Source organism: Xanthomonas cucurbitae (assembly GCF_002939885.1).
Lineage (GTDB): Bacteria > Pseudomonadota > Gammaproteobacteria > Xanthomonadales > Xanthomonadaceae > Xanthomonas > Xanthomonas cucurbitae.
This window is the reverse complement of record NZ_MDED01000004.1, coordinates 151,621-173,021: the sequence shown is the minus strand read 5'-3', so window position 1 is coordinate 173,021 and position 21,401 is coordinate 151,621. Positions and strand designations below refer to the sequence as shown.

At 66.4% G+C, this 21,401-nt stretch carries 19 protein-coding genes and 1 other RNA gene; 3 read left to right on the top strand and 17 right to left on the bottom strand.

What is annotated here, in order from left to right; all coding sequences use genetic code 11:
- Window positions 1–41 precede the first annotated feature (41 nt).
- The 15 genes from lpxC to mraZ all read right to left on the bottom strand — a co-directional run bounded on the left by lpxC (window position 42) and on the right by mraZ (window position 17,791).
- Window positions 42–953, bottom strand: coding sequence for a UDP-3-O-acyl-N-acetylglucosamine deacetylase (lpxC, locus tag XcuCFBP2542_RS04155; RefSeq protein WP_104602349.1), 912 nt, complete (start codon window positions 951–953; stop codon window positions 42–44).
- Window positions 954–1,185: 232 nt separating this feature from the next.
- The gene (gene ftsZ / locus XcuCFBP2542_RS04150; RefSeq protein ID WP_104602348.1) at window positions 1,186–2,418 is read right to left on the bottom strand and encodes a cell division protein FtsZ; all 1,233 of its coding nucleotides are present in this window, start codon (window positions 2,416–2,418) and stop codon (window positions 1,186–1,188) included.
- Between the two features lie 289 nt (window positions 2,419–2,707).
- Window positions 2,708–3,943: a cell division protein FtsA gene (gene ftsA, locus XcuCFBP2542_RS04145; protein WP_003485272.1), complete on the bottom strand. Its 1,236-nt coding sequence runs from the start codon at window positions 3,941–3,943 to the stop codon at window positions 2,708–2,710.
- The gene (locus XcuCFBP2542_RS04140) at window positions 3,940–4,776 is read right to left on the bottom strand and encodes a cell division protein FtsQ/DivIB (protein WP_104602347.1); all 837 of its coding nucleotides are present in this window, start codon (window positions 4,774–4,776) and stop codon (window positions 3,940–3,942) included. Before XcuCFBP2542_RS04140 ends, ftsA begins: the two co-directional genes overlap by 4 nt.
- 106 nt (window positions 4,777–4,882) lie before the next feature.
- The gene (locus XcuCFBP2542_RS04135) at window positions 4,883–5,839 is read right to left on the bottom strand and encodes a D-alanine--D-alanine ligase (RefSeq protein WP_104602346.1); all 957 of its coding nucleotides are present in this window, start codon (window positions 5,837–5,839) and stop codon (window positions 4,883–4,885) included.
- Window positions 5,836–7,269 (bottom strand): UDP-N-acetylmuramate--L-alanine ligase, encoded by a 1,434-nt coding sequence (murC, locus tag XcuCFBP2542_RS04130; protein WP_104602345.1) that lies wholly within the window; start codon window positions 7,267–7,269, stop codon window positions 5,836–5,838. The genes XcuCFBP2542_RS04135 and murC overlap by 4 nt, the downstream gene beginning before the upstream one ends.
- A complete protein-coding gene (gene murG / locus XcuCFBP2542_RS04125; protein WP_104602344.1) occupies window positions 7,266–8,546 on the bottom strand; it encodes an undecaprenyldiphospho-muramoylpentapeptide beta-N-acetylglucosaminyltransferase in 1,281 nt (426 codons plus the stop codon). The genes murC and murG overlap by 4 nt, the downstream gene beginning before the upstream one ends.
- Entirely contained in the window at window positions 8,543–9,922 is a 1,380-nt protein-coding gene (gene ftsW, locus XcuCFBP2542_RS04120; RefSeq protein WP_104602343.1) for a putative lipid II flippase FtsW, read from the bottom strand. Before ftsW ends, murG begins: the two co-directional genes overlap by 4 nt.
- Window positions 9,922–11,007: a phospho-N-acetylmuramoyl-pentapeptide-transferase gene (gene mraY, locus XcuCFBP2542_RS04115; protein ID WP_104602342.1), complete on the bottom strand. Its 1,086-nt coding sequence runs from the start codon at window positions 11,005–11,007 to the stop codon at window positions 9,922–9,924. Before mraY ends, ftsW begins: the two co-directional genes overlap by 1 nt.
- Window positions 10,997–12,517 carry a UDP-N-acetylmuramoyl-tripeptide--D-alanyl-D-alanine ligase gene (locus XcuCFBP2542_RS04110; RefSeq protein ID WP_104602341.1) on the bottom strand — a complete coding sequence of 507 codons (1,521 nt, stop codon included), beginning with the start codon at window positions 12,515–12,517 and terminating at the stop codon, window positions 10,997–10,999. The genes mraY and XcuCFBP2542_RS04110 overlap by 11 nt, the downstream gene beginning before the upstream one ends.
- Entirely contained in the window at window positions 12,514–13,989 is a 1,476-nt protein-coding gene (locus tag XcuCFBP2542_RS04105; protein ID WP_208800616.1) for a UDP-N-acetylmuramoyl-L-alanyl-D-glutamate--2,6-diaminopimelate ligase, read from the bottom strand. Before XcuCFBP2542_RS04105 ends, XcuCFBP2542_RS04110 begins: the two co-directional genes overlap by 4 nt.
- An 8-nt stretch (window positions 13,990–13,997) precedes the next feature.
- Window positions 13,998–15,860, bottom strand: a complete 1,863-nt coding sequence (locus XcuCFBP2542_RS04100; protein WP_104602339.1) for a peptidoglycan D,D-transpeptidase FtsI family protein — start codon at window positions 15,858–15,860, stop codon at window positions 13,998–14,000.
- A gap of 142 nt (window positions 15,861–16,002) precedes the next feature.
- Complete coding sequence (gene ftsL / locus XcuCFBP2542_RS04095; protein ID WP_055850917.1) at window positions 16,003–16,266, bottom strand: cell division protein FtsL; 264 nt, start codon at window positions 16,264–16,266, stop codon at window positions 16,003–16,005.
- Window positions 16,263–17,321, bottom strand: coding sequence for a 16S rRNA (cytosine(1402)-N(4))-methyltransferase RsmH (gene rsmH, locus XcuCFBP2542_RS04090; RefSeq protein WP_170066945.1), 1,059 nt, complete (start codon window positions 17,319–17,321; stop codon window positions 16,263–16,265). The genes ftsL and rsmH overlap by 4 nt, the downstream gene beginning before the upstream one ends.
- Before the next feature lie 14 nt (window positions 17,322–17,335).
- Window positions 17,336–17,791, bottom strand: a complete 456-nt coding sequence (gene mraZ / locus XcuCFBP2542_RS04085; RefSeq protein WP_005910933.1) for a division/cell wall cluster transcriptional repressor MraZ — start codon at window positions 17,789–17,791, stop codon at window positions 17,336–17,338.
- A gap of 312 nt (window positions 17,792–18,103) precedes the next feature.
- Here mraZ and XcuCFBP2542_RS04080 point away from each other — a divergent pair, with 312 nt between their 5' ends.
- Genes XcuCFBP2542_RS04080 through XcuCFBP2542_RS04070 form a run of 3 tightly spaced genes read left to right on the top strand, consistent with a single transcriptional unit; the run spans window position 18,104 to window position 19,484 of the window.
- Window positions 18,104–18,892, top strand: a complete 789-nt coding sequence (locus XcuCFBP2542_RS04080; RefSeq protein ID WP_104602376.1) for an NRDE family protein — start codon at window positions 18,104–18,106, stop codon at window positions 18,890–18,892.
- 26 nt (window positions 18,893–18,918) lie between these two features.
- Entirely contained in the window at window positions 18,919–19,170 is a 252-nt protein-coding gene (locus XcuCFBP2542_RS04075; protein WP_029219051.1) for a type II toxin-antitoxin system CcdA family antitoxin, read from the top strand.
- Window positions 19,167–19,484: a CcdB family protein gene (locus tag XcuCFBP2542_RS04070; RefSeq protein ID WP_104602338.1), complete on the top strand. Its 318-nt coding sequence runs from the start codon at window positions 19,167–19,169 to the stop codon at window positions 19,482–19,484. The genes XcuCFBP2542_RS04075 and XcuCFBP2542_RS04070 overlap by 4 nt, the downstream gene beginning before the upstream one ends.
- Before the next feature lie 497 nt (window positions 19,485–19,981).
- Here XcuCFBP2542_RS04070 and rnpB read toward each other — a convergent pair.
- Both rnpB and rsmI read right to left on the bottom strand, forming a co-directional pair.
- Window positions 19,982–20,411, bottom strand: an RNA gene (gene rnpB, locus XcuCFBP2542_RS04065) — RNase P RNA component class A.
- Between the two features lie 130 nt (window positions 20,412–20,541).
- On the bottom strand, window positions 20,542–21,363 hold the full coding sequence (rsmI, locus tag XcuCFBP2542_RS04060) for a 16S rRNA (cytidine(1402)-2'-O)-methyltransferase (RefSeq protein ID WP_104602337.1): 822 nt from the start codon (window positions 21,361–21,363) through the stop codon (window positions 20,542–20,544).
- Between the last annotated feature and the right edge of the window lie 38 nt (window positions 21,364–21,401).

The following is a 21,401-nucleotide window of genomic DNA, read 5'->3' as shown; positions in this document are numbered from 1 at the left end:
ATCCCCTGACGACTGGGCAGGTGGCCCATGCCACCGGGTCCTCAGGCGTAGACGGGGCTGGCGTAGGTGACCGGTGGCGGCTCGGCGCCGTCGGCAAAGCTGACCCATTCCCAGGCGCTCTGGTCCGCCAGCAGGGCACGTACCAGCTTGTTGTTGAGCGCGTGGCCGGACTTGAAGCCTTCGTATGCGCCCAGGATGGCGCCCCCCGCCAGATACAGGTCGCCGATGGCATCCAGGATCTTGTGGCGCACGAATTCGTTGGTGTAGCGCAAACCGTCCTCGTTGAGCACGCGGAACTCGTCCAGCACGATGGCGTTGTCCATCGAGCCGCCCAGGCCCAGGTTACGCTCGCGCATGTATTCCAGGTCGCGCATGAAGCCGAAGGTGCGGGCGCGCGAAATCTCCTTGACGTAGGCCGAGGTGGAGAACTCGATCTCCTGGCGCGACTGTCTGGCCGGGATCATCGGGTGGTTGAACTCGATGCTGAACCCCAGCTTGTAGCCTTCGTACGGCTCGAAACGGGCAATCTTGTCGCCTTCGCGCACTTCAACCGGCTGCCTGATGCGGATGAAACGCTTGGGCTTGTTCTGTTCGACGATGCCTGCCGACTGCAGCAGGAACACGAACGGACCGGACGAGCCATCCATGATCGGCAACTCGGCCGAGGACAGCTCCACGATGATGTTGTCCACGCCCAGGCCGGCCAGCGCCGACATCAGGTGTTCGACCGTCTGGATCTTGGCGCCGTTGCAGGTCAGCCCGGTGCACAGCGTGGTCTCTGTGACCAGTTCGGCGTCGGCGGGCACTTCGACCACCGGCTCCAGGTCCACCCGCCGGAACACCACACCGTGATCGACCGGGGCCGGCCGCAGTGTCATGTAGACCTTGTCGCCGCTGTGCAGGCCGACGCCGGTGGCGCGAATGGTGTTCTTGAGGGTGCGTTGCTGGGTCATAGGATGGAGTCTGGGGGAACAATGCAGACAGACGCTGAACAGGCTGTCTAATTCGGTGAGGTTAGCCGAATTTTAACAAGTCATGCGTGATGGCAGGTGTCACCCGGCAGTCACGCTATTGCAAAAGCTGCCGGATCGTGTCCGACCCGGCAGAAAAGACATGGCATAGCGGACCCGACACGATCGTCGGGCTGGACGGGCTGCGCCACCGTGGCGACGCAGCCGGCGCCCGTCAGTCGGCCTGACGGCGCAGGAACGCCGGGATATCCAGGTAGTCGTTGGGCAGATCGGCTGCCGGCGGCGCCGAGTTGCCGGCAGAACTGCTGCCGACCGAGTCGCTGCTCGGACGACGCAGGCCCAGGCCCATGCTGCCGCCGACGGCCTTGGACACCGCGTCGCCGCTGCTGGTGTCGAAGTCGCCGAATTCCGGCTGGCCGGTGGTGGCATTGCGCACCAGCTTGATCGGCGCGCGCTGGTCCGGACGCTGGGTCTGGCGGGCAACCGCACGGTTCAGGCCGGTGGCGACCACGGTCACGCGCACTTCGTCCTGCATGTCCGGGTCGAGCACGGTGCCGACGACCACGGTGGCATCTTCGGAAGCGAACGCTTCGATGGTGCGGCCGATTTCGTCGAACTCGGACATGGTGAAGTCCGGGCCGGCGGTAATGTTGACCAGGATGCCGTTGGCACCGGCCAGGTTCACATCGTCCAGCAGCGGATTCTGGATGGCCGCTTCGGCAGCGGCCTGCGCGCGGTCGTCGCCGCGTGCCGAACCGGTGCCCATCATGGCCAGGCCCATTTCCGACATCACGGTGCGCACGTCGGCGAAGTCGACGTTAATCAGGCCCGGACGCACGATCAGGTCGGCGATGCCCTGCACGGCGCCCTGCAGCACGTCGTTGGCAGCGCGGAAGGCCTGGATCATGGTGGCGTTGCGGCCCAGCACGGTGATGAGCTTTTCGTTGGGGATGGTGATGAGCGAGTCGCAATGCTGGCTCAGTTCCTCGATGCCCTTCAGTGCCACCTGCATGCGGCGGCGGCCTTCGAACGGGAACGGCTTGGTGACCACCGCCACGGTCAGGATGCCCATTTCCTTGGCCAGCTGCGCAACGACCGGTGCAGCACCGGTGCCGGTACCGCCGCCCATGCCGGCGGTGATGAACACCATGTCCGCACCCTGCAGCGCGTCCATGATGCGCTCGCGATCTTCCAGCGCGGCCTGACGGCCGACTTCCGGATTAGCGCCCGCGCCCAGGCCCTTGGTGACGTTGGTGCCGAGCTGCAGCTGCAGCTTGGCACCGCAGTTCTTGATCGCCTGCGAGTCGGTGTTGGCGGTGATGAATTCCACGCCATCGACGTTGGTGTTGACCATGTGCGCCACCGCGTTGCCGCCGCCGCCGCCCACGCCCACGACCTTGATGACCGCGTTGGGAGCCATTTTTTCAATCAGTTCGAAATGTGCCATGTCAGTGTCCTCTCTAGATGCCGTGAATGGGGAATCGGGAATGGGGAATCGGATTGCTCCGTTCGCCAGCCCAACACCCGCATGTCGGCGAATGTTGTTGTTTGAATGCCGGGAATCGGGAATGGGGAATGGGGAATCGCAACAGCGAATCACCTCCACACCAACCACTGCCTCCTCGGCGGAAACACAAAAAATTACGCCCTATCCGCTCTCGCCGCTCTCCACTCAAACCTGCTGCAACCGCTTTGCTTTTGCTTCAACCGATTCCCGATTCCCGACTCCCGATTCGTCAGAATTCGCCGCGATACCAATTCTTCAATTTCTTGAACAAGCTGCCCGCACGCCCGGTCGGGATCGACGGGCGACGCGGATGTTCGATCTGGCTGCCCATCAGCAACAGGCCCACGCCAGAGGCGTGCACCGGGTTGCCGACGACTTCACCCAGGCCGGTGACGTGTTGGGGAATGCCCACGCGCACCGGCATCTGCAGCATTTCTTCGGCCAGCTCCACCACGCCTTCCATCTTCGAGGCGCCACCGGTGAGCACCATGCCGGCGCGCACCATTTCCTCGAAGCCGGAACGGCGCAGTTCGGCCTGCACCATTTCGAAGATTTCTTCGTAACGGCCCTGTACTGCCTGCGCCAGCGCGTGGCGCGGCATGCGACGCGGTGGGCGGTCGCCCACCGACGGCACCTGGATGCTTTCTTCGGCCGTTGCCAGCTGTGCCAACGCGCAGGCGTAGCGGACCTTGATCTGCTCGGCTTCCGGCGTCGGCGTGCGCAGCATGTGCGCGATGTCATTGGTGACATGGTCGCCGGCAATCGGCAATGAAGCGGTGTGGCAGATCGCGCCCTGCACGTACACCGCCAGATCGGTGGTGCCGGCGCCGATGTCCACCAGCACCACGCCCAGCTCGCGTTCGTCGGCGGTCAGCACCGCCACCGAGGAGGCCAGCGAAGACAGCACCAGATCGTCCACCTGCAGGCCGCACTTCTGCACGCACTTGGTGATATTGGCGGCGGCCGACTGCGCGCACACCACCAGGTGCGCATGCACCTCCAGGCGCACGCCGGTCATGCCGACCGGGTTGCGGATGCCTTCCTGCGAATCGTCCAGCACGTACTCACGCGGAATCGCGTGCAGAATGCGCTGATCGGCCGGAATGGCCACCGCCTTGGCCGCATCCAGGACGCGTTCCAGATCGCTCCAGGTCACTTCGCCATCGCGGATCGGCACGATGCCGGGCGAGTTCTTGCACTGCACGTGGTTGCCGGAAATGGAGGCATACACCGAGCGGATCTCGCAGCCGGCCATCAGCTCGGCCTCTTCGACCGCGCGCTGGATCGACTGCACGGTGGACTCGATGTCCACCACCACGCCGCGCTTGAGGCCGCGCGATTCATGCGAACCGATGCCGATCACTTCGATCGGATTGCCGGGCGAATACTCGCCGACCAGCGCAACGACCTTGGAGGTGCCGATGTCCAGTCCAACGATGAGGGATTTGTCGCCTTTGCGATTCATGTCTTAAAGCCGGGAATAGCGAATGGGGAATGGGGAATCGTCAACAGCGGTGCACGAATGCGGGGAGAATTCAGAACAAGTGCATGAGGCGCAGCGGGCGATGCCTGCTTGGGCTTCTTCTCCATTCCAGATTCCCCATTCTCCATTCGCCGTTCAACGGTAAATCCGTTGGTGTAGCGCAGGTCGGCACGCGCGATCGGGCGCTGCGGGTCGGCCAACTGCGGCAACACGCGGGCAAACCGCTGCAGGCGGGCGCGCGCATCGTCGCGGCCGATCATGATCTGCACGCCATTGCTCAGCCCCAGCGACCAGCTGCCGCGTGCGTCCATTTCCAGACGTTCCACGTCCAGGCCGGTCGGTGCGAACAGCGCGCGCGACTCGTTGTACAGCGCCACCACGTCCTGGGTCTTGCTGTCCGGGCCACCGAGTTGCGGCAACTTGAAATCCTTCAACAACGGCGGGGTGCGGAACAACCGGCCCTGTTCGGACAGCATGCGGTCGGTGCCCCAGCGCGCGAACGGCTTGTGCTCGGTGACATGCACTTCCAGCACGTCCGGCCAACGCTTGCGCACCTGCGCGCTTTCCACCCACGGCAGCCGGGCGATGGCGTCCTGCGCCTGTTGCAGCTTCACCGCAAAAAAGCCGGCGCGCGCATACGGCAGCACCACCGCGCGCAACTCTTCGGCCGGCACCCGCTTGAAATCGCCGGACACCCGCAACTTCGCCAACGGCCAGCGCTCGGCACCGACCCAGCCATTGAGCACGGCCACCACCGGCAACGCGACCAGCGCCACCGCCAGCAGCCAGGCGAGGATGCGCAGGGTGGCGTTCATTGGTGTGCTCCGCACACTGGAATTGGGAATCGGGAATAGGGAATCGCAACGGCAACAGCGCATCCGCTGTTACCCATTCCCGATTCCCGATTCCCGATTCCCGGCTTCACAGCGTCTGCTCCAACACGCGCCAGACCAGTTCTTCGAACTCGATGCCGAGCTGGCGGGCGGCCTTGGGCACCAGCGAGTGGCTGGTCATGCCCGGGGCGGTGTTCACTTCCAGCAGATAGAGCTGACCACTGGCGCGATCGCGCATGACGTCCACGCGGCCCCAGCCGCGGCAGCCGGCAGCACGGAAGGCGTCCAGGGCGAGCTGGCGGATCTGCGTTTCGGCCTCGCCTTCCAGACCCGGGCACAGATACTGGGTGTCCTCGGCGATGTACTTGGCGTTGTAGTCGTACCACTGCCCCTTGGGCACGATGCGGATCGACGGCAGCGCGGTGTCGCCGAGCACGGCCACGGTGAGTTCGTCGCCCTCGATCAATTGCTCCATCAGCAACGCGCCGTCGTAGCGCGCAGCCAGCCGCACCGCTTCTTCGAGCTGGGCCTGGTCGAACACGCGGCTGACGCCGACGCTGGAGCCTTCATTGGCCGGCTTGACGATCACCGGCAGGCCGATCTGCCGGGCAGCGGTGTGGATGTCGGCGGCGCTGGCACCGGCAGCCAGCCGCGCATAGCGCGGCGTGCTCAGGCCCAGCGACAGCCACACCTGCTTGGTGCGGATCTTGTCCATGCTCAGGGCCGAACCCAGCACGTCCGAGCCGGTGTACGGGATGCCGAAGGCTTCCATCAAGCCCTGCACGATGCCGTCTTCGCCGCCGCCGTTATGGCCATGCAGCACGTTGAACACGCGATCGAAGCGGCCGGCGACCAGCGCCTGCGCCAGCGCGGGAATGCCGTCCACCGGCTGCGCATCGACACCGCGGGCGCGCAAGGCGTCCAGCACGTTGCTGCCGGAATTCAACGACACCTCGCGCTCGGACGAGGTACCGCCCAGCAGCACGGCGACGCGGCCGAACACGGCCGGACCGTTGCTGCGTGCGGCGGCGATGGCCGCGCTCATGCCTGCTCTCCGACAAAGCCGTGATGGATGATGTGCTGCGCCACGTAACCGATGTCGCCAGCACCCATCATCAGTAACAGGTCGCCATCCTGCAGCACGTCCGGCAACACTTCGGCCAGGCCGGCGATCTGCCCGACCACTACCGGCTCGCTGCGGCCGCGTGCGCGGATCGCACGCGCCAGTGCGCGCGAGTCGGCGCCGGGAATCGGCGCTTCGCCGGCCGGGTAGACCTCGCTCAACACCAATGCATCGACGGTGCTGAGCACGGCGGCAAACGCATCGAACTGATCGCGGGTACGGCTGTAGCGGTGCGGCTGGAAGGCCACCACCAGGCGTTTGTCCGGCCAGCCGCCACGGGCGGCGGCAAACACCGCTTCCAGCTCGCGCGGATGATGGCCGTAATCGTCGACCACCCGCACGCGTGCGCCGTTGCTGGTGGTGACTTCGCCCAGGTCGTTGAAGCGCCGGCCGATGCCGGCGAAGTTTTCCAACGCGCGCGCAATGGTCTCCGGTGCCACACCCAGCTGCCAGCCGATCGCGGCAGCGGCCAAGGCGTTGAGCACGTTGTGGCGGCCCGGCAAGGCCAGCGTCACCGGCGTGGTGGTGCCTTCGGGCAGGCGCAGGGTGAAGCGCATGCGCGGGCCATCCTGCACCACGTCTTCGGCGCGCACGTCGGCGTTCTCGCTCATGCCGTAGGTCATCACATGACGCGGCGTCTTGCCGGCCAGTGCGGCGACTTCCGCATCGTCGATACACAGCAGCGCCAGACCGTAGAACGGCAGGCGCTGCAGGAATTCTGCGAATGCCGCCTGGATACGCGAAAAATCGTTGCCGTAGTTTTCCAGGTGGTCGGCGTCGATGTTGGTGATGACCGCCATCAACGGATTCAGGCGCAGGAAGCTGCCGTCGCTCTCGTCGGCTTCAGCCACCAGCCATTGGCCGCCACCGAGCTTGGCGTTGGCACCGGCGGCCAGCAGCTGGCCACCGATGACGAAGGTCGGATCCAGCCCACCTTCACTCAACACCGCTGCGGCCAGGCTGGTGGTAGTGGTCTTGCCGTGCGTGCCGGCGACGGCGATGCCGCGACGGAAGCGCATCAGCTCGGCCAGCATTGCGGCGCGCGGCATGATCGGAATGCGCTGGCTGCGCGCTTCCATCAGCTCTGGGTTGTCTTCGCGGATCGCGCTGGACACCACCACGCAATCGGTTCCCAGCACGTTGGCGGCCGAATGCCCACGCATCACGCGCGCACCCAGCTTGGCCAGCCGTCGCGTGGCCGTGTTATCGGAGTTGTCGGAGCCGGACACTTCATAGCCCAGCGTCAGCATCACCTCGGCGATCCCGCTCATGCCGGTACCGCCGATACCCACGAAATGCACGCGCGGGAATGCACGCACCAGATCGCCACTATCCTGCAGACGGCGGATCACTGGGCACCTCCGGTGGAGGTGGGAATCGGGAATCGGGAATCGGGAATCGTGTGGAGCGGAGCGCCAACGGCAACGGATGCTTGGTCGGTGCGCTTGTCTGCGTGCATCGAGATAGGTTCCTGCAAGTGTTCTGAGCTCTGCCGATTCCTCATTCCCGATTCCCCATTCCCGGCCTCTTGCAGAATGATGTCGGCAATGCGCTCGGCGGCATCTGGCTTGGCCAGGGTGCGGGCAGCTTGCGCCATCGACAGGCGGCGTGCGGGGTCGGCGAGCAGGGTCTGCAGGACCTGCTGCAGGCGCACCGGCAAGCTGTCGTCCTGCTTGAGCAGCACCGCGGCATCCGCGCCGACCAGGTATTCGGCATTGCGGGTCTGGTGATCGTCCACGGCGGCGGCAAAGGGTACCAGCACGCTGCCGACACCGGCGGCGCATAGTTCGGCCAGCGTGGAGGCGCCTGCACGGCACACCACCAGATCGGCCCAGGCGTAGGCAGCGGCCATGTCGGCAATGAACGGTTCGACGCTGGCATCGACGCCGGCCTGTGCATACGCCGCATCGGCTTCGCCGCGCAGCTTTTCGCCGCACTGGTGGCGCACCTGCACGTCGGGGTGAGCGAGCGCGGCCAGCGCCAACGGCACCGCTTGATTGAGCACGCGTGCGCCCTGGCTACCGCCGAGTACCAGCACACGTACCGGCCCACTACGACCGACCAGGCGCGTGGCCGGCGCGGGCAGCGCGGCGATTTCCGCGCGCACCGGATTGCCCACTGCCTCTTCGCCTGCGAAGCTGCCGGGAAATCCGGTCAGCACGCGGCGCGCAAACCGCGACAGCACCTTGTTGGTCATGCCGGGCGCGCGATTCTGTTCGTGCACCAGCAAGGGCACGCCAAGCAGGCGAGCGGCCAGGCCGCCCGGGCCGGCGGCGAACCCGCCGAAGCTGACCACCGCGCACGGCTGGCGCTTGCGCAGCGCGAAGCCGGCCGCGCGCACTGCGCGCATCACTCGTACCGGGGCACCGAGCAGTTTCAGCACACCCTTGCCACGCAGGCCGCTGATGGCCAGCGTGTCGATGGCGATCCCATGCTGCGGAACCAGGCGCGTTTCCATCGCGCCGTCGGCGCCCAGCCAGGTCACCGGCACGCCACGCGCGCGCAGTACCTTGGCCACGGCCAGACCAGGGAAGATATGCCCACCGGTGCCGCCGGCCAGAATCATCACTGGTTGATTCCCCGCACATGCATGTGCGGGCTCTTGCGAGGGATTCGCATGAACGCTCACGCAATCCTCCCGAATGTCGGTTCCACGCGCGGCTGCATGCGGCTGGTGCCGCGCAGGATCGCCGACGCCGGTGCCACTGAAGGTGCTGCAGGTGACGCCGCCGCCACCGGTGCCGGCGCTGCCGCCGTCTCACGCTGCGGCTTGCGTCCCGCGGTATACGCCGGCGGAGCCGGGTCGGCCGCCGGCTCAGCCGGCTCGGAGGGTGCAGTGCCCACGCCCTGCGGCGACAGCTTGCTGCGCAGCCGCTCGGCACGGTCCATTTCATAGGACACGCGCAGCAGCAGGCCCATCGCCACGCAGGTCATCAGCACCGATGAACCGCCGGAAGAAATCAGCGGCAGGGTCAGGCCCTTGGTCGGCAGAATTCCCAAGTTCACGCCGACCGAAACGAAGCTCTGCAGGCTGATCCACAGGCCGATGCCGAAGGCGATGTAGCCGGAGAAGTGGCGCTTCATTTCCACGCAGCGCATGCCCAGCCAGAACGCACGGCCGACCAGCAGTGCATACAGTGCGATGACCCCGCATACACCGACAAAACCCAGCTCCTCGGCAATGACCGAAAAGATGAAGTCGGTATGCGCTTCGGGCAGATAATTGAGCTTCTGCACGGAGGCGCCCAGGCCGGCACCGGTCCACTGGCCGCGGCCAACCGCCATCAACGCATTCGACAGCTGGTAGCCAGAACCCAGCTGGTCGGCCCACGGATCCAGGAACGAGGTGATGCGACGCAGGCGGTACGGCTCCAGGATCGCGATGAAGGCGAACACCGGCAGGCCGATCACGATCGGCATCGACATGCGTGGCAGGTTCACGCCGCCCAGCACCAGCATGCCGGCAGTGATGGCCAGCAGCAGCGTGGACGAACCGAAATCCGGCTGCATCAGCAACAGGCCCACCAGCGCGACCGCCACGCCCAGCGGCTTGAGCATCGCCGGCCAGGTCGCGTTGACCTCGTCGCGGAAGCGCACCAGGTAGCTGGACAACCACACGATATAGAGCACCTTGACCGCTTCGACGGTCTGGAACTTGGACACGCCCAGGTTGATCCAGCGCTTGGCGCCATTGACGCTGCTGCCCAGCCCAGGCACGAACACCACCACCAGCAGACCGAAGCAGGCCAGCAGCAGGACCTGGTTGTACTGCTCGATGGTCTTGAGTTCGGTGCGCATCGCCCAGAACGCCAGGCCCACGCCGATGCCCAGAAACAGCAGGTGGCGGGTGAGGTAATAGAACGGGTTCTCGGACAGCTCGATCGAGCTGGAGGCCACCATCACCACGCCCAGCGAGGCAAGCGTGGCCGCCGCGCCGAGCAGCCACGGGTCGTAACGGCCGCCAATGGCGTCCAGTCGCGTGGCCTGGCGGGATAGGTCGTTCATCAGCGTACCTTCAACGTAGCCAGGCCGATCAGCACCAGCACCACCGAAATGATCCAGAAGCGCACGATCACGCGCGGTTCCGGCCAGCCTTTGAGTTCGAAGTGGTGGTGGATCGGCGCCATGCGGAACACGCGTTTGCCGGTCAGCTTGAAGCTGGCCACCTGGATCATCACCGACAGCGTCTCGATCACGAACACGCCGCCCATGATGACCAGCACCATTTCCTGGCGCACGATCACCGCGATGGTGCCCAGCACCGCGCCCAGTGACAGCGCGCCGATATCGCCCATGAACACCATCGCCGGATAGGTGTTGAACCACAGAAAGCCCAGCCCTGCCCCGGCAATCGCCGCACAGATGATGATGAGCTCGCCAGCTCCGGGAATCAGCGGGATTTTCAGGTATTCGGCAAACACCACGTTGCCCGAGGCGTAGGCGAACACACCCAGCGCGCAGGCCACCAGCACGGTGGGCATGATCGCCAGGCCGTCCAGGCCATCGGTGAGGTTGACCGCATTGGAAAAGCCCACGATCCAGAAGTAGGCAATCACCACGAAGCTCACGCCGGCCAGCGGCAGCGCGATCGACTTGAACATCGGGATGTAGAAGGTGATCGCCGCCGGTACGTCGGCGGTGTAGTACAGGAACAGGCCGGCGGCCAGGCCGAAGATGGACTGCAGCAGGTACTTCCAGCGCGACTTCAGGCCGTTGGGATCGCGACGCACGATCTTGATCCAGTCGTCGTACCAGCCGATCGCCCCGAAGCAGAGCATCACCGCCAGCACCAGCCACACGTAGCGGTTGCGCAGGTCGCCCCACAGCAGCACCGACAGGGTCACGGTAAGCAGGATCAGCGAGCCGCCCATGGTCGGCGTGCCGGCCTTGGAGAAATGCGTCTGCGGGCCGTCCTGCCGGATCGGCTGGCCACCCTTGAACTGGGCCAGCTTGCGGATCACTGCCGGGCCCATCCACAACGACAGGAACAGCGCGGTCAGCGCCGCCAGGATGCCGCGGAAGGTCAGGTAGTTGAACAGCCCGAAGAAACTCTCCAGTTGCTGCAGCCAGCGTGCCAATTCAAGCAGCATGGGAGGCCTTCCCCGCAGCGGCGAGCAACGCGGCGACGATGCGGTCCATGGCGCTACCACGGGAACCTTTCACCAGGATGGTGATGGAGCCGGGAGCCGGGAGGGCATCCGTAGACTGCGTTTGCTGATGGTGACTCAAAACAGTTCCCTGCGTATTTTCTGGTACTTGCTGTTGCGTATCCCGGGTCCCCGGTCCCCGCTCCCCGGTCCCGGCCAGATCCCTCTGCAACGCATCGATCAATTCGGCGTGCGTGGCGAACACCCGCCCACCGGCGCCGAACGCCTGCGCAGCCGCGGCACTGAGCTCGCCCAGTGCGTACAGGCGCTGCAGCTTGGCCGCGCGTGCGCGCCGACCGGCAGCGGCATGCAATGCGGCGCCTTCCGGGCCGAGTTCACGCATGTCGCCCAGCACCAGCCAACCCTTGCCCGGGGCGGTGGCCAGCGCATCGATGGCGGCATCCAGCGAACCGGGGTTGGCGTTGTAGCTGTCGTCGATCAGCAGCGCGCCACCGGGCAGCGGGTGGGCAATCTGCCGGCCCGCCACCGGGCGCGCCTGCGCCAGGCCGGCGGCAATGACCGGCAAGGCAATGCCCGCACCCAGCGCCAGGCCGGTGGCGGCCAGCGCGTTGAGTACGTTGTGGCGACCCGGCAGCGGCAGCGCAATCTGCGCCTGGCCTTGCGGGGTCACCAGCGTGAACTGCGCGCCCTCGGGATGTAGCCGCAGCCCGCGCGCGGTGATCTCGGCGCTGGCCTGCAGGCCGTAGCGCAGCACGCGACGGCCGTGCACCGGCTGCGCCAGCACTTGCTGCTCGAACCAGGCGCCAAAGGCATCGTCGGCATTGACGACCGCCACGCCATCGGCCGGCAGCGCGGTGTAGATGGCGCCCTTGGTCCGTGCCACGCCAAGCAGGCTGCCCAGGCGCTCCAGATGAGCCGGGGCGATATTGTTGACCAGGGCCACGTGCGGCCGCGCGATTTCGGTGAGATAGGCGATATCGCCGGGCTTGCCGGCCCCCATTTCGTATACCGCCACATCGGCATCGTCCGGCGCGGCGATCACTGCCAGCGGCAGGCCGATTTCATTGTTGCGATTGCCCGGCGTGGCGTAGACGGTGGTGCCATCCACCCGCCCGGCTTCGGTCAGGATCGCCAGCAGCAGCGCCTTGACGCTGGTCTTGCCGTTGGAGCCGGTCAGCGCGATCACGCGGGTGGCACGGTCGCGCTGCAGGCCGGCAGCAATGCGCGCCAGGGCCAGTTCGGTGTTGGCCACCAGGACCTGCGGCACGCCCAGCGCCGGCAGCAGGCGCTCGACCAGCACACCGCTGGCACCCCGCGCCACCGCGTCGGCGGCAAAGTCGTGCCCGTCGAAACGCTCGCCACGCAGCGCCACGTACAGGCTGCCGCTGGCGAGCGTGCGGGTATCGTTGCCGACCGCATCGATCATGGCGTCCTCGCCATGCAGTTCGCCGCCGGCAAAATGCGCGATCAGCGACAGCGGGGTGAGCTTCATGCGCGCACTCCCAGTACGGTGCGTGGCAGCAAGGCCTGCGCCGCCACCACTGCATCATCGAAGGCATGCTGCACGCCGGCCACTTCCTGGTAGGGCTCGTGGCCCTTGCCGGCGATCAGCACGATATCCGAGGCACTCGCCATGCCGATGGCCTGGTGGATGGCCGCGGCGCGGTCGCGCTGCACGATGGCCGCATCCGGACGCGCGAAACCGCGCAGGATGTCGGCAACGATCGCATCGCCTTCTTCGCCGCGCGGGTTGTCGTCGGTGACGATCGCCACGTCGGCGTTGACTTCGGCAATGGCCGCCATTTGCGGGCGCTTGCCGGCATCGCGTTCGCCACCGCAGCCGAACACGCAGATCAGCCGGTCCTGCGCATGCGCGCGCAGGCTGCTCAGCGCCTGCTCCAGCGCATCGGGGGTGTGTGCGTAATCGACCACCACCAGCGGTGCGCCATGCGCGCCGCCGAGGCGATTCATGCGGCCGTGGATCGGCTGCAGTTGGCCAAGCACCTGCGCGATCTGTGCCGGGGCGTAGTCCAGCGCATGCAGCGCGCCGGCCACCGCCAGCAGGTTGTCCACGTTGAAGCGGCCCAGCAACGGCGAGTGCACCGGATGCACCGCGCCAGCGAGATGCAGCGCGAAACCAATCCCGTTGTGGTCCAGCTGCAGGGCTTGCGCACGCACGCCTGCCTGGGCCTGCCCACGCGAACTCACCCCGACCGCGCGCAGTGCCGGATCGAGCGAGGTAAACAGGCTGCGGCCGAACGCATCGTCCAGATTCACCACCGCCGCCTTCAATCCGGCGCGGGAGAACAGCTTGGCCTTGGCGGCGCCGTACTGCGCCATGTCGCCGTGGTAATCGAGATGGTCGCGGGTGAGGTTGGTGAACACCGCCACGTCGAAATGCACCGCATCCACGCGGCCCTGATCGAGCGCATGCGAGCTGACTTCCATCGCCACCGCCTGCGCGCCTTCCTCGCGCAGCTGCGCCAGCAAGGCGTGCATGGGCAGCACCAGCGGCGTGGTGAATCCGGTGGGCACGGTCGCGCCGTACAGGCCTACGCCCAGCGTGCCCAGCGTACCGGTCGGTGTGCCGAGCAAGGTCAAGGCCTGCGCCAGCAGCTGCACGGTGGAGGTCTTGCCGTTGGTCCCGGTGACGCCAACCGTGCGCAGCGCACGCGAGGGGTGACCATGAAACTGATCGGCCATCGCACCCAGGCGCATCCGCAGGCCGGGCACCGCGATCGCATCGGCAGGCACAGGCAGCTCGGCCGGCGCCGGTGGTTCGAACAACACCGCCACTGCGCCATTGGCGCGCGCCTGCGCGACAAAACCCAGCCCATGCGCACCGAACCCGGCGATGGCCACGAAGGCATCGCCCGGACGCACCGCACGGCTGTCCATCACCAGGCCGGAGACCTGCACATCGCGCACAAGCGTCAGGTCCGGCAATAGCTGCGACAGCGGCATGCTGCGGCTCACTGGCGGGTCTCCTGCAACGGCGCCGGCTGCGCGGGCGCGGCCGGCGCTGCGATCGCCGTCGGAATGCCGGCGGACACTTCGTCCACCGGGTCCGGCACCAGTGCCGGATCCAGATCGGCCGGCTGCGGCTTGACCACCGGCTGACCGGTCTTGCCTGCGGCCTGTGCGGCCAGCCACGACTGGATGTCGTCCGGCGGCACGTCCATCAGGCGCAACGCACCTTCCATCACCTTGTGGAACACCGGCGCCGACACCAGGCCGCCGTAGTACACCTTGCCTTGCGGATCGTTGATGACGATGACGGTGGCAAAGCGCGGGCGAGTCGCCGGCACCAGGCCGGCAAACAGCGCATTGTAGTGGCCGCGCTCGTAGCCGCCGGCGCCGTTCTTGCGCGCGGTACCGGTCTTGCCGGCCACGTGATAGCCCAGGATCGCCGCGCCCTTGGCGCCGCCCTGGGTGACCACGGTTTCCATCATGTCGATGACTTCGCGCGCCACTTCCGGCGTGACCACCTGGCGCGATTCGTTATGTTGGCCACGCACGAAGGTTGGCGGCGTCAGCTTGCCGCCATTGCCCAACGTGGCATAGGCCTGCGCGATCTGCAGCGGTGTCACCGACAGGCCGTAGCCGTAGGACATCGTCGTCTTGGACGGGCCGCTCCACCGCTGCGGCTGCAGCACCACGCCGGACGATTCGCCCGGAAATCCGCTATGCGGCGCGCTGCCGTAACCAAAGTTGCGGATCGACTGGTAGAAGGTCTGGTCCGGCACCTTGGCCGCGATCTTGGCCGCGCCGATGTTGGAGCTGCGGGTAATGACCCCGGTCACGTTGAGCACGCCGTTGTTGCGCGGCACATCGCGAATGGTGAAGCGCCCCACCGACATGTAGCCGGGGTTGGTGTCGATGACGGTGTCCTTGGTCACCACGCCGGCAGTCAGCGCGGTGGCCACGGTCAGCGGCTTCATCGTCGAACCCGGCTCCACCAAATCGGTGACCGCGCGGTTGCGGCGCGCCGACGGATTGATGCCGGTCACCGAATTGGGGTTGTAGGTGGGCAGGTTGACCATCGCCAGCACTTCGCCGGTGGCCACGTCCATCACCACCATCGAGCCGCCGGCGGCGTTGTTTTCGACCAGCGCGTTGCGCAGTTCCTTGTAGGCCAGGAACTGGATGCGGCGGTCGATGCTCAGGGTCAGGTCCTTGCCCGGCTGCGCCGGACGCACCAGGTCCACGCTCTCCACGATGGCGCCGCGCGCATCGCGCACCACCTTCTTGGAGCCGGGTTTGCCGCGCAACCATTCGTCGAAGGCCAATTCCAGCCCTTCCTGGCCGCGGTCGTCGATGTTGGTGAAGCCCAGCACGTGGGCCATCGCCTCGCCTTGCGGATAGAAGCGGCGGAACTCGCGCTGCGAGAACACACCGGGGATCTTCAGATCGACAATCGCATGCGCCTTGTCCGGGTTGATCCGGCGCTGCAGGTACATGAATTCCTTGCCGGCCTTCTGCGCCAGCCGGGCATTCAATTCGTCCAGCGGCTGGCCGAGCGCGGTGGCCAGCTCGGGGATGCGGTCCGGGTTGCGCAGCAATTCCTGCGGATTGACCCAGATCGATTCCACCGGCGTGGACACCGCCAGCGGCTCGCCGTTGCGGTCGGTAATCATGCCGCGCGAGGTGGCGATGGGCAGTTCACGCAAGTAACGCGCTTCGCCCTGACGCTGGTAGAAATCGCGGTTGACCAGCTGCACGAATGCCGCGCGCCCGATCAGGGTGACCGAACACAGGCCCAGCGCGATGCCGACCAGGGTCAGGCGACCGCGCAGGTTGAAATTGCTGCGGGGGCGGTTGCGGCCAGCCTTCATGGCGCACCTCCGTGTGCGCCACCCTGCGGGCGGCTACGCCGTGCAAAACGGCTGTCCTGCCGTTTTGTCATGGGCGCAGCACCATCCAGTGCGCCACCCTGCGGGCGGCTACGCCGTGCAACCGAGCTGTGCTGCCGCTGGATCATGGACGCACGACCACGATGTCGTTGGTCTCCGGGAACTTCATCCCGATGCGCGCGCGCGCGACCTGATCGACCCGGTTGCTTTCCGCCCAGGTGGCTTGCTCCAGTTGTAGCCGGCCGAATTCGATATTCAGTTCATCGCGCGCGTGTTCGAGCTTGGACAACTGCACGAACAGCTTGCGATGCATGTGGCGCATGTACACCACCCCGATGGCCGAGGCGATGCTGCAGGCCAGCAGCACGATGAGCAGCAGGCGGCTCATGCAGCGTCTCCGTTCGGAAACGCCGGGAATCGGGAATCGGGAGTCGGGAATCGGGAAGCAGCGGCGCTGTCGCCTTTACCCATTCTCGATTCCCCATTCCCCATTCCCAGCTTCTCAGCCACCCGCAACACCGCGCTGCGGGCGCGGGGGTTGATGTTCAATTCGGCGTCGTCGGCCTTGATGGCGCCGCTCACCAGCTGCAACGTGGGCACGAACGGCTGCGCTTCGGGCAGGCGACGGTTGCTCGGCGGGGCCTTGGCGTAGCGGGCCATGAATTGCTTGACGATGCGATCTTCCAGCGAATGGAAGCTGATGACCGCCAGGCGGCCGCCCGGCTTGAGCGCGTCCAGGGCGGCGTCCAGCCCGGCTTCCAGATCGGCCAGCTCGCGGTTGATGTGGATGCGGATGGCCTGGAAGCTGCGCGTGGCCGGATGCGTCTTGCTGTCGCCGCGCGGCATGACCGAGGCGATCAGATCGGCCAGTTGCGCAGTCCGCAGCAGCGGCTGTTCGGCGCGACGCGCCACGATGGCCCGCGCAATGCGCCGGCTCTGACGTTCTTCGCCGTAGGTCCACAGCACATCGGCGATCTCTCGATCGGTCGCCTGCGCCAGCCACTGTGCCGCGCTCTGGCCGTTGTCCGGGTCCATGCGCATGTCCAGCGGGCCGTCCTTGCCAAAGCTGAAACCGCGACCGGCCACGTCCAGCTGCGGCGAAGACACGCCGAGGTCCAGCAGGATGCCGTCCACTGTTGCGGCCGCAACCATCTGGCCCAGCGTGGCGAAACTGCCGCGACGGATGGACACGCGCGCATCGCCACCGAACCGCTGTTCGGCCACCGCGATCGCTTCAGGGTCCTTGTCCATCACCAGCAGTCGACCTCCCGGCCCAAGGTGTTCCAGCACGCCGCGTGCGTGCCCGCCACGACCGAACGTGCCATCGAGGTAAGTTCCGGCTTCGGTCACCTGCAGGCCCTCTAGAACCTGCGTGTACAGCACCGGCACATGCGCCGCCGGCGGCTGCGACACCGGGTGACCGGGCTGCGCTTCACCGCGCATCCGGGCACCCCGGCTCACAACCTGAGATCGAGCAATTCATCGCCCAGATCCCCGTCAGACAAGGTCTGCTGGATCAGTGCGCGATGTGCCTGCTCGCTCCAGAGTTCGAATTTGTCGCCCATGCCGAGCAGCACGGCTTTCTTCTCGATGCCGACCGCATTGCGGTGGCTGGCCGGAATGCTCAGACGGCCATTGGCATCGAGTTCCAGCACGGCCGATGAACCCACCAGCTTCTGCTGCAGCGTGCGCACCACGCGCTGGGTGTTGGGCTTGGACATCACATCGTCGCGCACCCGTTCCCACTCCTTCTCCGCGTACAGCCACAGACAGCCGGCTTCGAAGGGGTTGTAGGTGAGCACCAGGCGATTGCCGCTCACGCGCGCGACCAGGTCGCGATACGCGGTAGGAACCGCCATGCGCCCTTTGTCGTCCACCGTGATGGCAGTTTCGCCTTGAAACACCGAATGCAACCTCGAATACCGCTAGGGGTTATTGAACCACGAAAAACCACAAAACACCTGGTTTTCCCTCCGATGCCCACAGTAGCAGTGCGCCCAAGGTTGTCAACAACTTTGACGGCCGCAAATCGCTAGTCACATCAATGAGTTGCGCCACTCTTTAGAGACTTGTTCAAAGCTTATCCACAAGTTGCTGTTTCATCTCATATTTTGAGATTGAACGGAAATTCAGCGCTGTGAAGGCCATGTAAACTCGACCTGGATCTCACTTCACGCTGCGCCAGCGCCACGCCGCAACTGCGCAAACCGGCGACAATGGCCGGCATGTGCCTGGTCGCCCTTGCCTGGAAAACCCACCCGCGCTGGCGCCTGCTGCTGGCCGGCAACCGCGACGAATTCCACGAGCGGCCCACCGCCCCGTTGGCGCGGTGGGCGGCGCCTGCCGACAGCGTGCTGGCGGGCCGCGACCTGCGCTCGGGCGGCAGTTGGGTCGGACTGGGCAGCGACGGCCGCGTTGCCGTGGTGACCAACGTGCGCGATCCGCTCGCCACCGCCTCGGGCCGCTCGCGCGGGCATCTGATCGCGGACTACCTGTCCGGCAGCCCAGGCGCCGCCGCCTACGCCGACGACCTGGCCGGCGCCGCACACGCCTTCCCACCCTTCAATCTGTTGCTATGCGACGCCGAGCGCTGCGCGCATCTGAGCAATCACCCGCCACTGGCACGCCTACTGGCACCGGGCATCCATGGCATGTCCAACGGTCCGCTGGACATGCAGTGGCCAAAGACGCGCGCATTGACCGGCGCCCTGCACAACTGGTGCACCCACGACAGCGACGACCTGCAACCGCTGTGGGACGCGCTGGGCGACCGAGCCACCGCGCCCGATCACGCCCTGCCCGACACCGGCGTGGACCTGCCTACCGAGCGCCTGCTTTCGGCCGCCTTCATTGCCGGCCCGACCTACGGCACCCGCGCCAGCACCATCGTAGCGGTGGACCATCACGGCGGCGGTTTCATCCACGAGCGCCGCTTCGGCCCGAATGGCATCTTCCAGGGCGAAACGCGGCTGGACATCCCCGAACACGTTGACAACCCACAATCATGCGCATAGCGTGCGCATGACCTAGGAGGCAACGCATGAACCGCTATTACGATGCTTCTGCACAGAAGAAGCCGCTGAACCTGACCATCAACGCTGACTTGGCCTCCCAGGCCCGCGCGATGACCGGCAACCTGTCGGCCAAGGTGGAGGAACTGCTGGCCGAGTACGTGACCAGGGAGCGCGACACCCACAGCGCCAGGGCGATGGAGTTGCAGCGCGCCGCGAGCGAATGGAAAACCTTCACCGACGCGCACGGCTCCTTCGCCGACGAGTTTTCCACGCTATGACCGACCAGTTCGATGTCTACGCCAACGTCGGACGCAACAAGAACATTCCTTATGTGGTGGTCGTGCAGTCGAAGATCTTCGGTGCCTCCCCGCGCCGCGTCGTCGTGCCATTGGTCAGCAAGTCTGCGCACTCCCCGACCCCCTCCCGCTTCACTCCCGAATTCGTGGTCGCCGGCCACCGCGTCATCCTGCAACCGCTGGAAATGACGTCGGTCCCGCTCGCGGTACTCACCCAGCCGGCTGGCTCACTCAAGGACGAAGGGCGGCGCATCGTCGACGCCCTGGACGAGCTGTTCACCCGCTCGTTCGGCTAGCACCGGACACGGCTGCGAGGGGTATGGAATGCCCGGAGCCGGGGCCGGCACCTGGTACTGCTGAAGCCTGCGCTAAATGCTTGCCCCCATCCGCCCTTCGGGCACCTTCCCCCGCAGGCGGTGGAAGGGAGTTGATCGCGTAGCGAGAGTTCCTCGACCAACCAACTAACTGCAAGCCCCCTTGAGTCAAGGGGGCGCGGCGACAGCCGCGGGTTTTGGCATGCCCGGAGCGGAAACCGCGCCTCGTACTGCTGAAGCCTGCGCTAAGTGCTCGCCCCCATCCGCCCTGCGGGCACCTTCCCCCGCAGGCGGTGGAAGGGAGTTGATCGCGTAGCGAGAGGCCCTCGACCAACCAACTATCTGCAAGCCCCCTTGAGTCAAGGGGGCGCGGCGACAGCCGCGGGGTTTTGGCATGCCCGGAGCCGGGACCCGCGTTTTGTACCGCCATAGGCGGTACGAAGCGTGGGCGCCTTTTTTGGGCCTACGCCCAAAAAAGGCGGCGAAGCCGGCCGATAAGCCGGGTTCTGTCGTGGACAGTCATTCGTCTAGGCGCTACGTCACCGCAGCGCTCAAGCAACCTACCCGGATCCAGCGCGGGCCACGCCAATGGATCCCTATTTGGTCTTGCTCCAGGTGGGGTTTGCCGTGCCGGTCCGTTACCGGACTCGCGGTGCGCTCTTACCGCACCATTTCACCCTTACCGGCCCCTCGCCACCCCTCTGCGGCCTCCGAGCGCACTTGGCGATGCGATGCATCGCTGGCACGTTCCAGTGGCGGCAGAGGAGGGGTGACGAGGGACGTAGGCGGTATCTTTCTGTTGCACTTTCCGTCGGCTTGCGCCGCCCAGGCGTTACCTGGCACCTTGCCCTATGGAGCCCGGACTTTCCTCGGCACTCTTACGAGTGACGCGACTGTCTGGCCGACTCCGCCGGGGCGCATTCTACGCTATCGCCGCCATGCAAAACGGCGCAGCGCACATCGTAGGAGCGCACCCGGGCGCGACGGGCTTGATCGGGAACGCTCCCTCGCGCCCGGGTGCGCTCCTACCACGGCAAGATTAGCCGCCGTACAGGGCCTTGCGCGGCGCACCGGTCAGTTCGGCGGCCAGCTTGGCCGCGGTGGACGGCGGCAGGTGTTCGGCGAGCGTGGCGTAGACGCGGCGGCCTTCGGCCAGTTGGCCGTCGGCGGCATCGGCAGCACCCTGCACCATCACCACGAACTCGCCCTTGCGCTGGTTGTCGTCGGCTTCGACCTGGGCCTGCAGCTGCGCCAGGCTGCCGTCGAGCACGGTTTCGAACAGCTTGGTCAGTTCGCGGGCGATCACCGCCGGGCGCTCGTCGCCGAAGGCCAGGCGCAGGTCGGCCAGCGATTCGACGATGCGGTGGGAGGATTCGTAGAACACCAGGGTGCGGGTCTCGCCGGCCAGGTGCGCCAGGCGCTCGCGGCGGGCGGCGCTCTTGGCCGGCAAAAATCCCTCGAAGCCGAAGCGGTCGCTGGGCAGGCCGGCCACGCTGAGCGCGGCAATCGCCGCGCACGCGCCCGGCACCGGGCTGACCTTGATGGCGGCAGCGCGGGCGGCGCGCACCAGCTTGAAGCCCGGGTCGCTGACCAGCGGGGTGCCGGCATCGCTGACGATGGCCAGCGATTCGCCCTCACGCAGGCGCGCGACGATGCGCTCGGACATGGCCTCTTCGTTGTGATCGTGCAGGGCCAGCAGCGGGCGGTCGATCCCAAAGTGGCTGAGCAACTGGCGGGTGTGGCGGGTGTCTTCGGCGCAGATCGCGGCCACGCCACGCAACACCTCCTGCGCGCGGGGCGACAGGTCGGCCAGGTTGCCGATCGGCGTGGCGACCACGTGCAGGGTTCCAGGGGACATCATCAGCGGTCTTCCAGGGGCAAAGGGTAGAATCGTAGCGG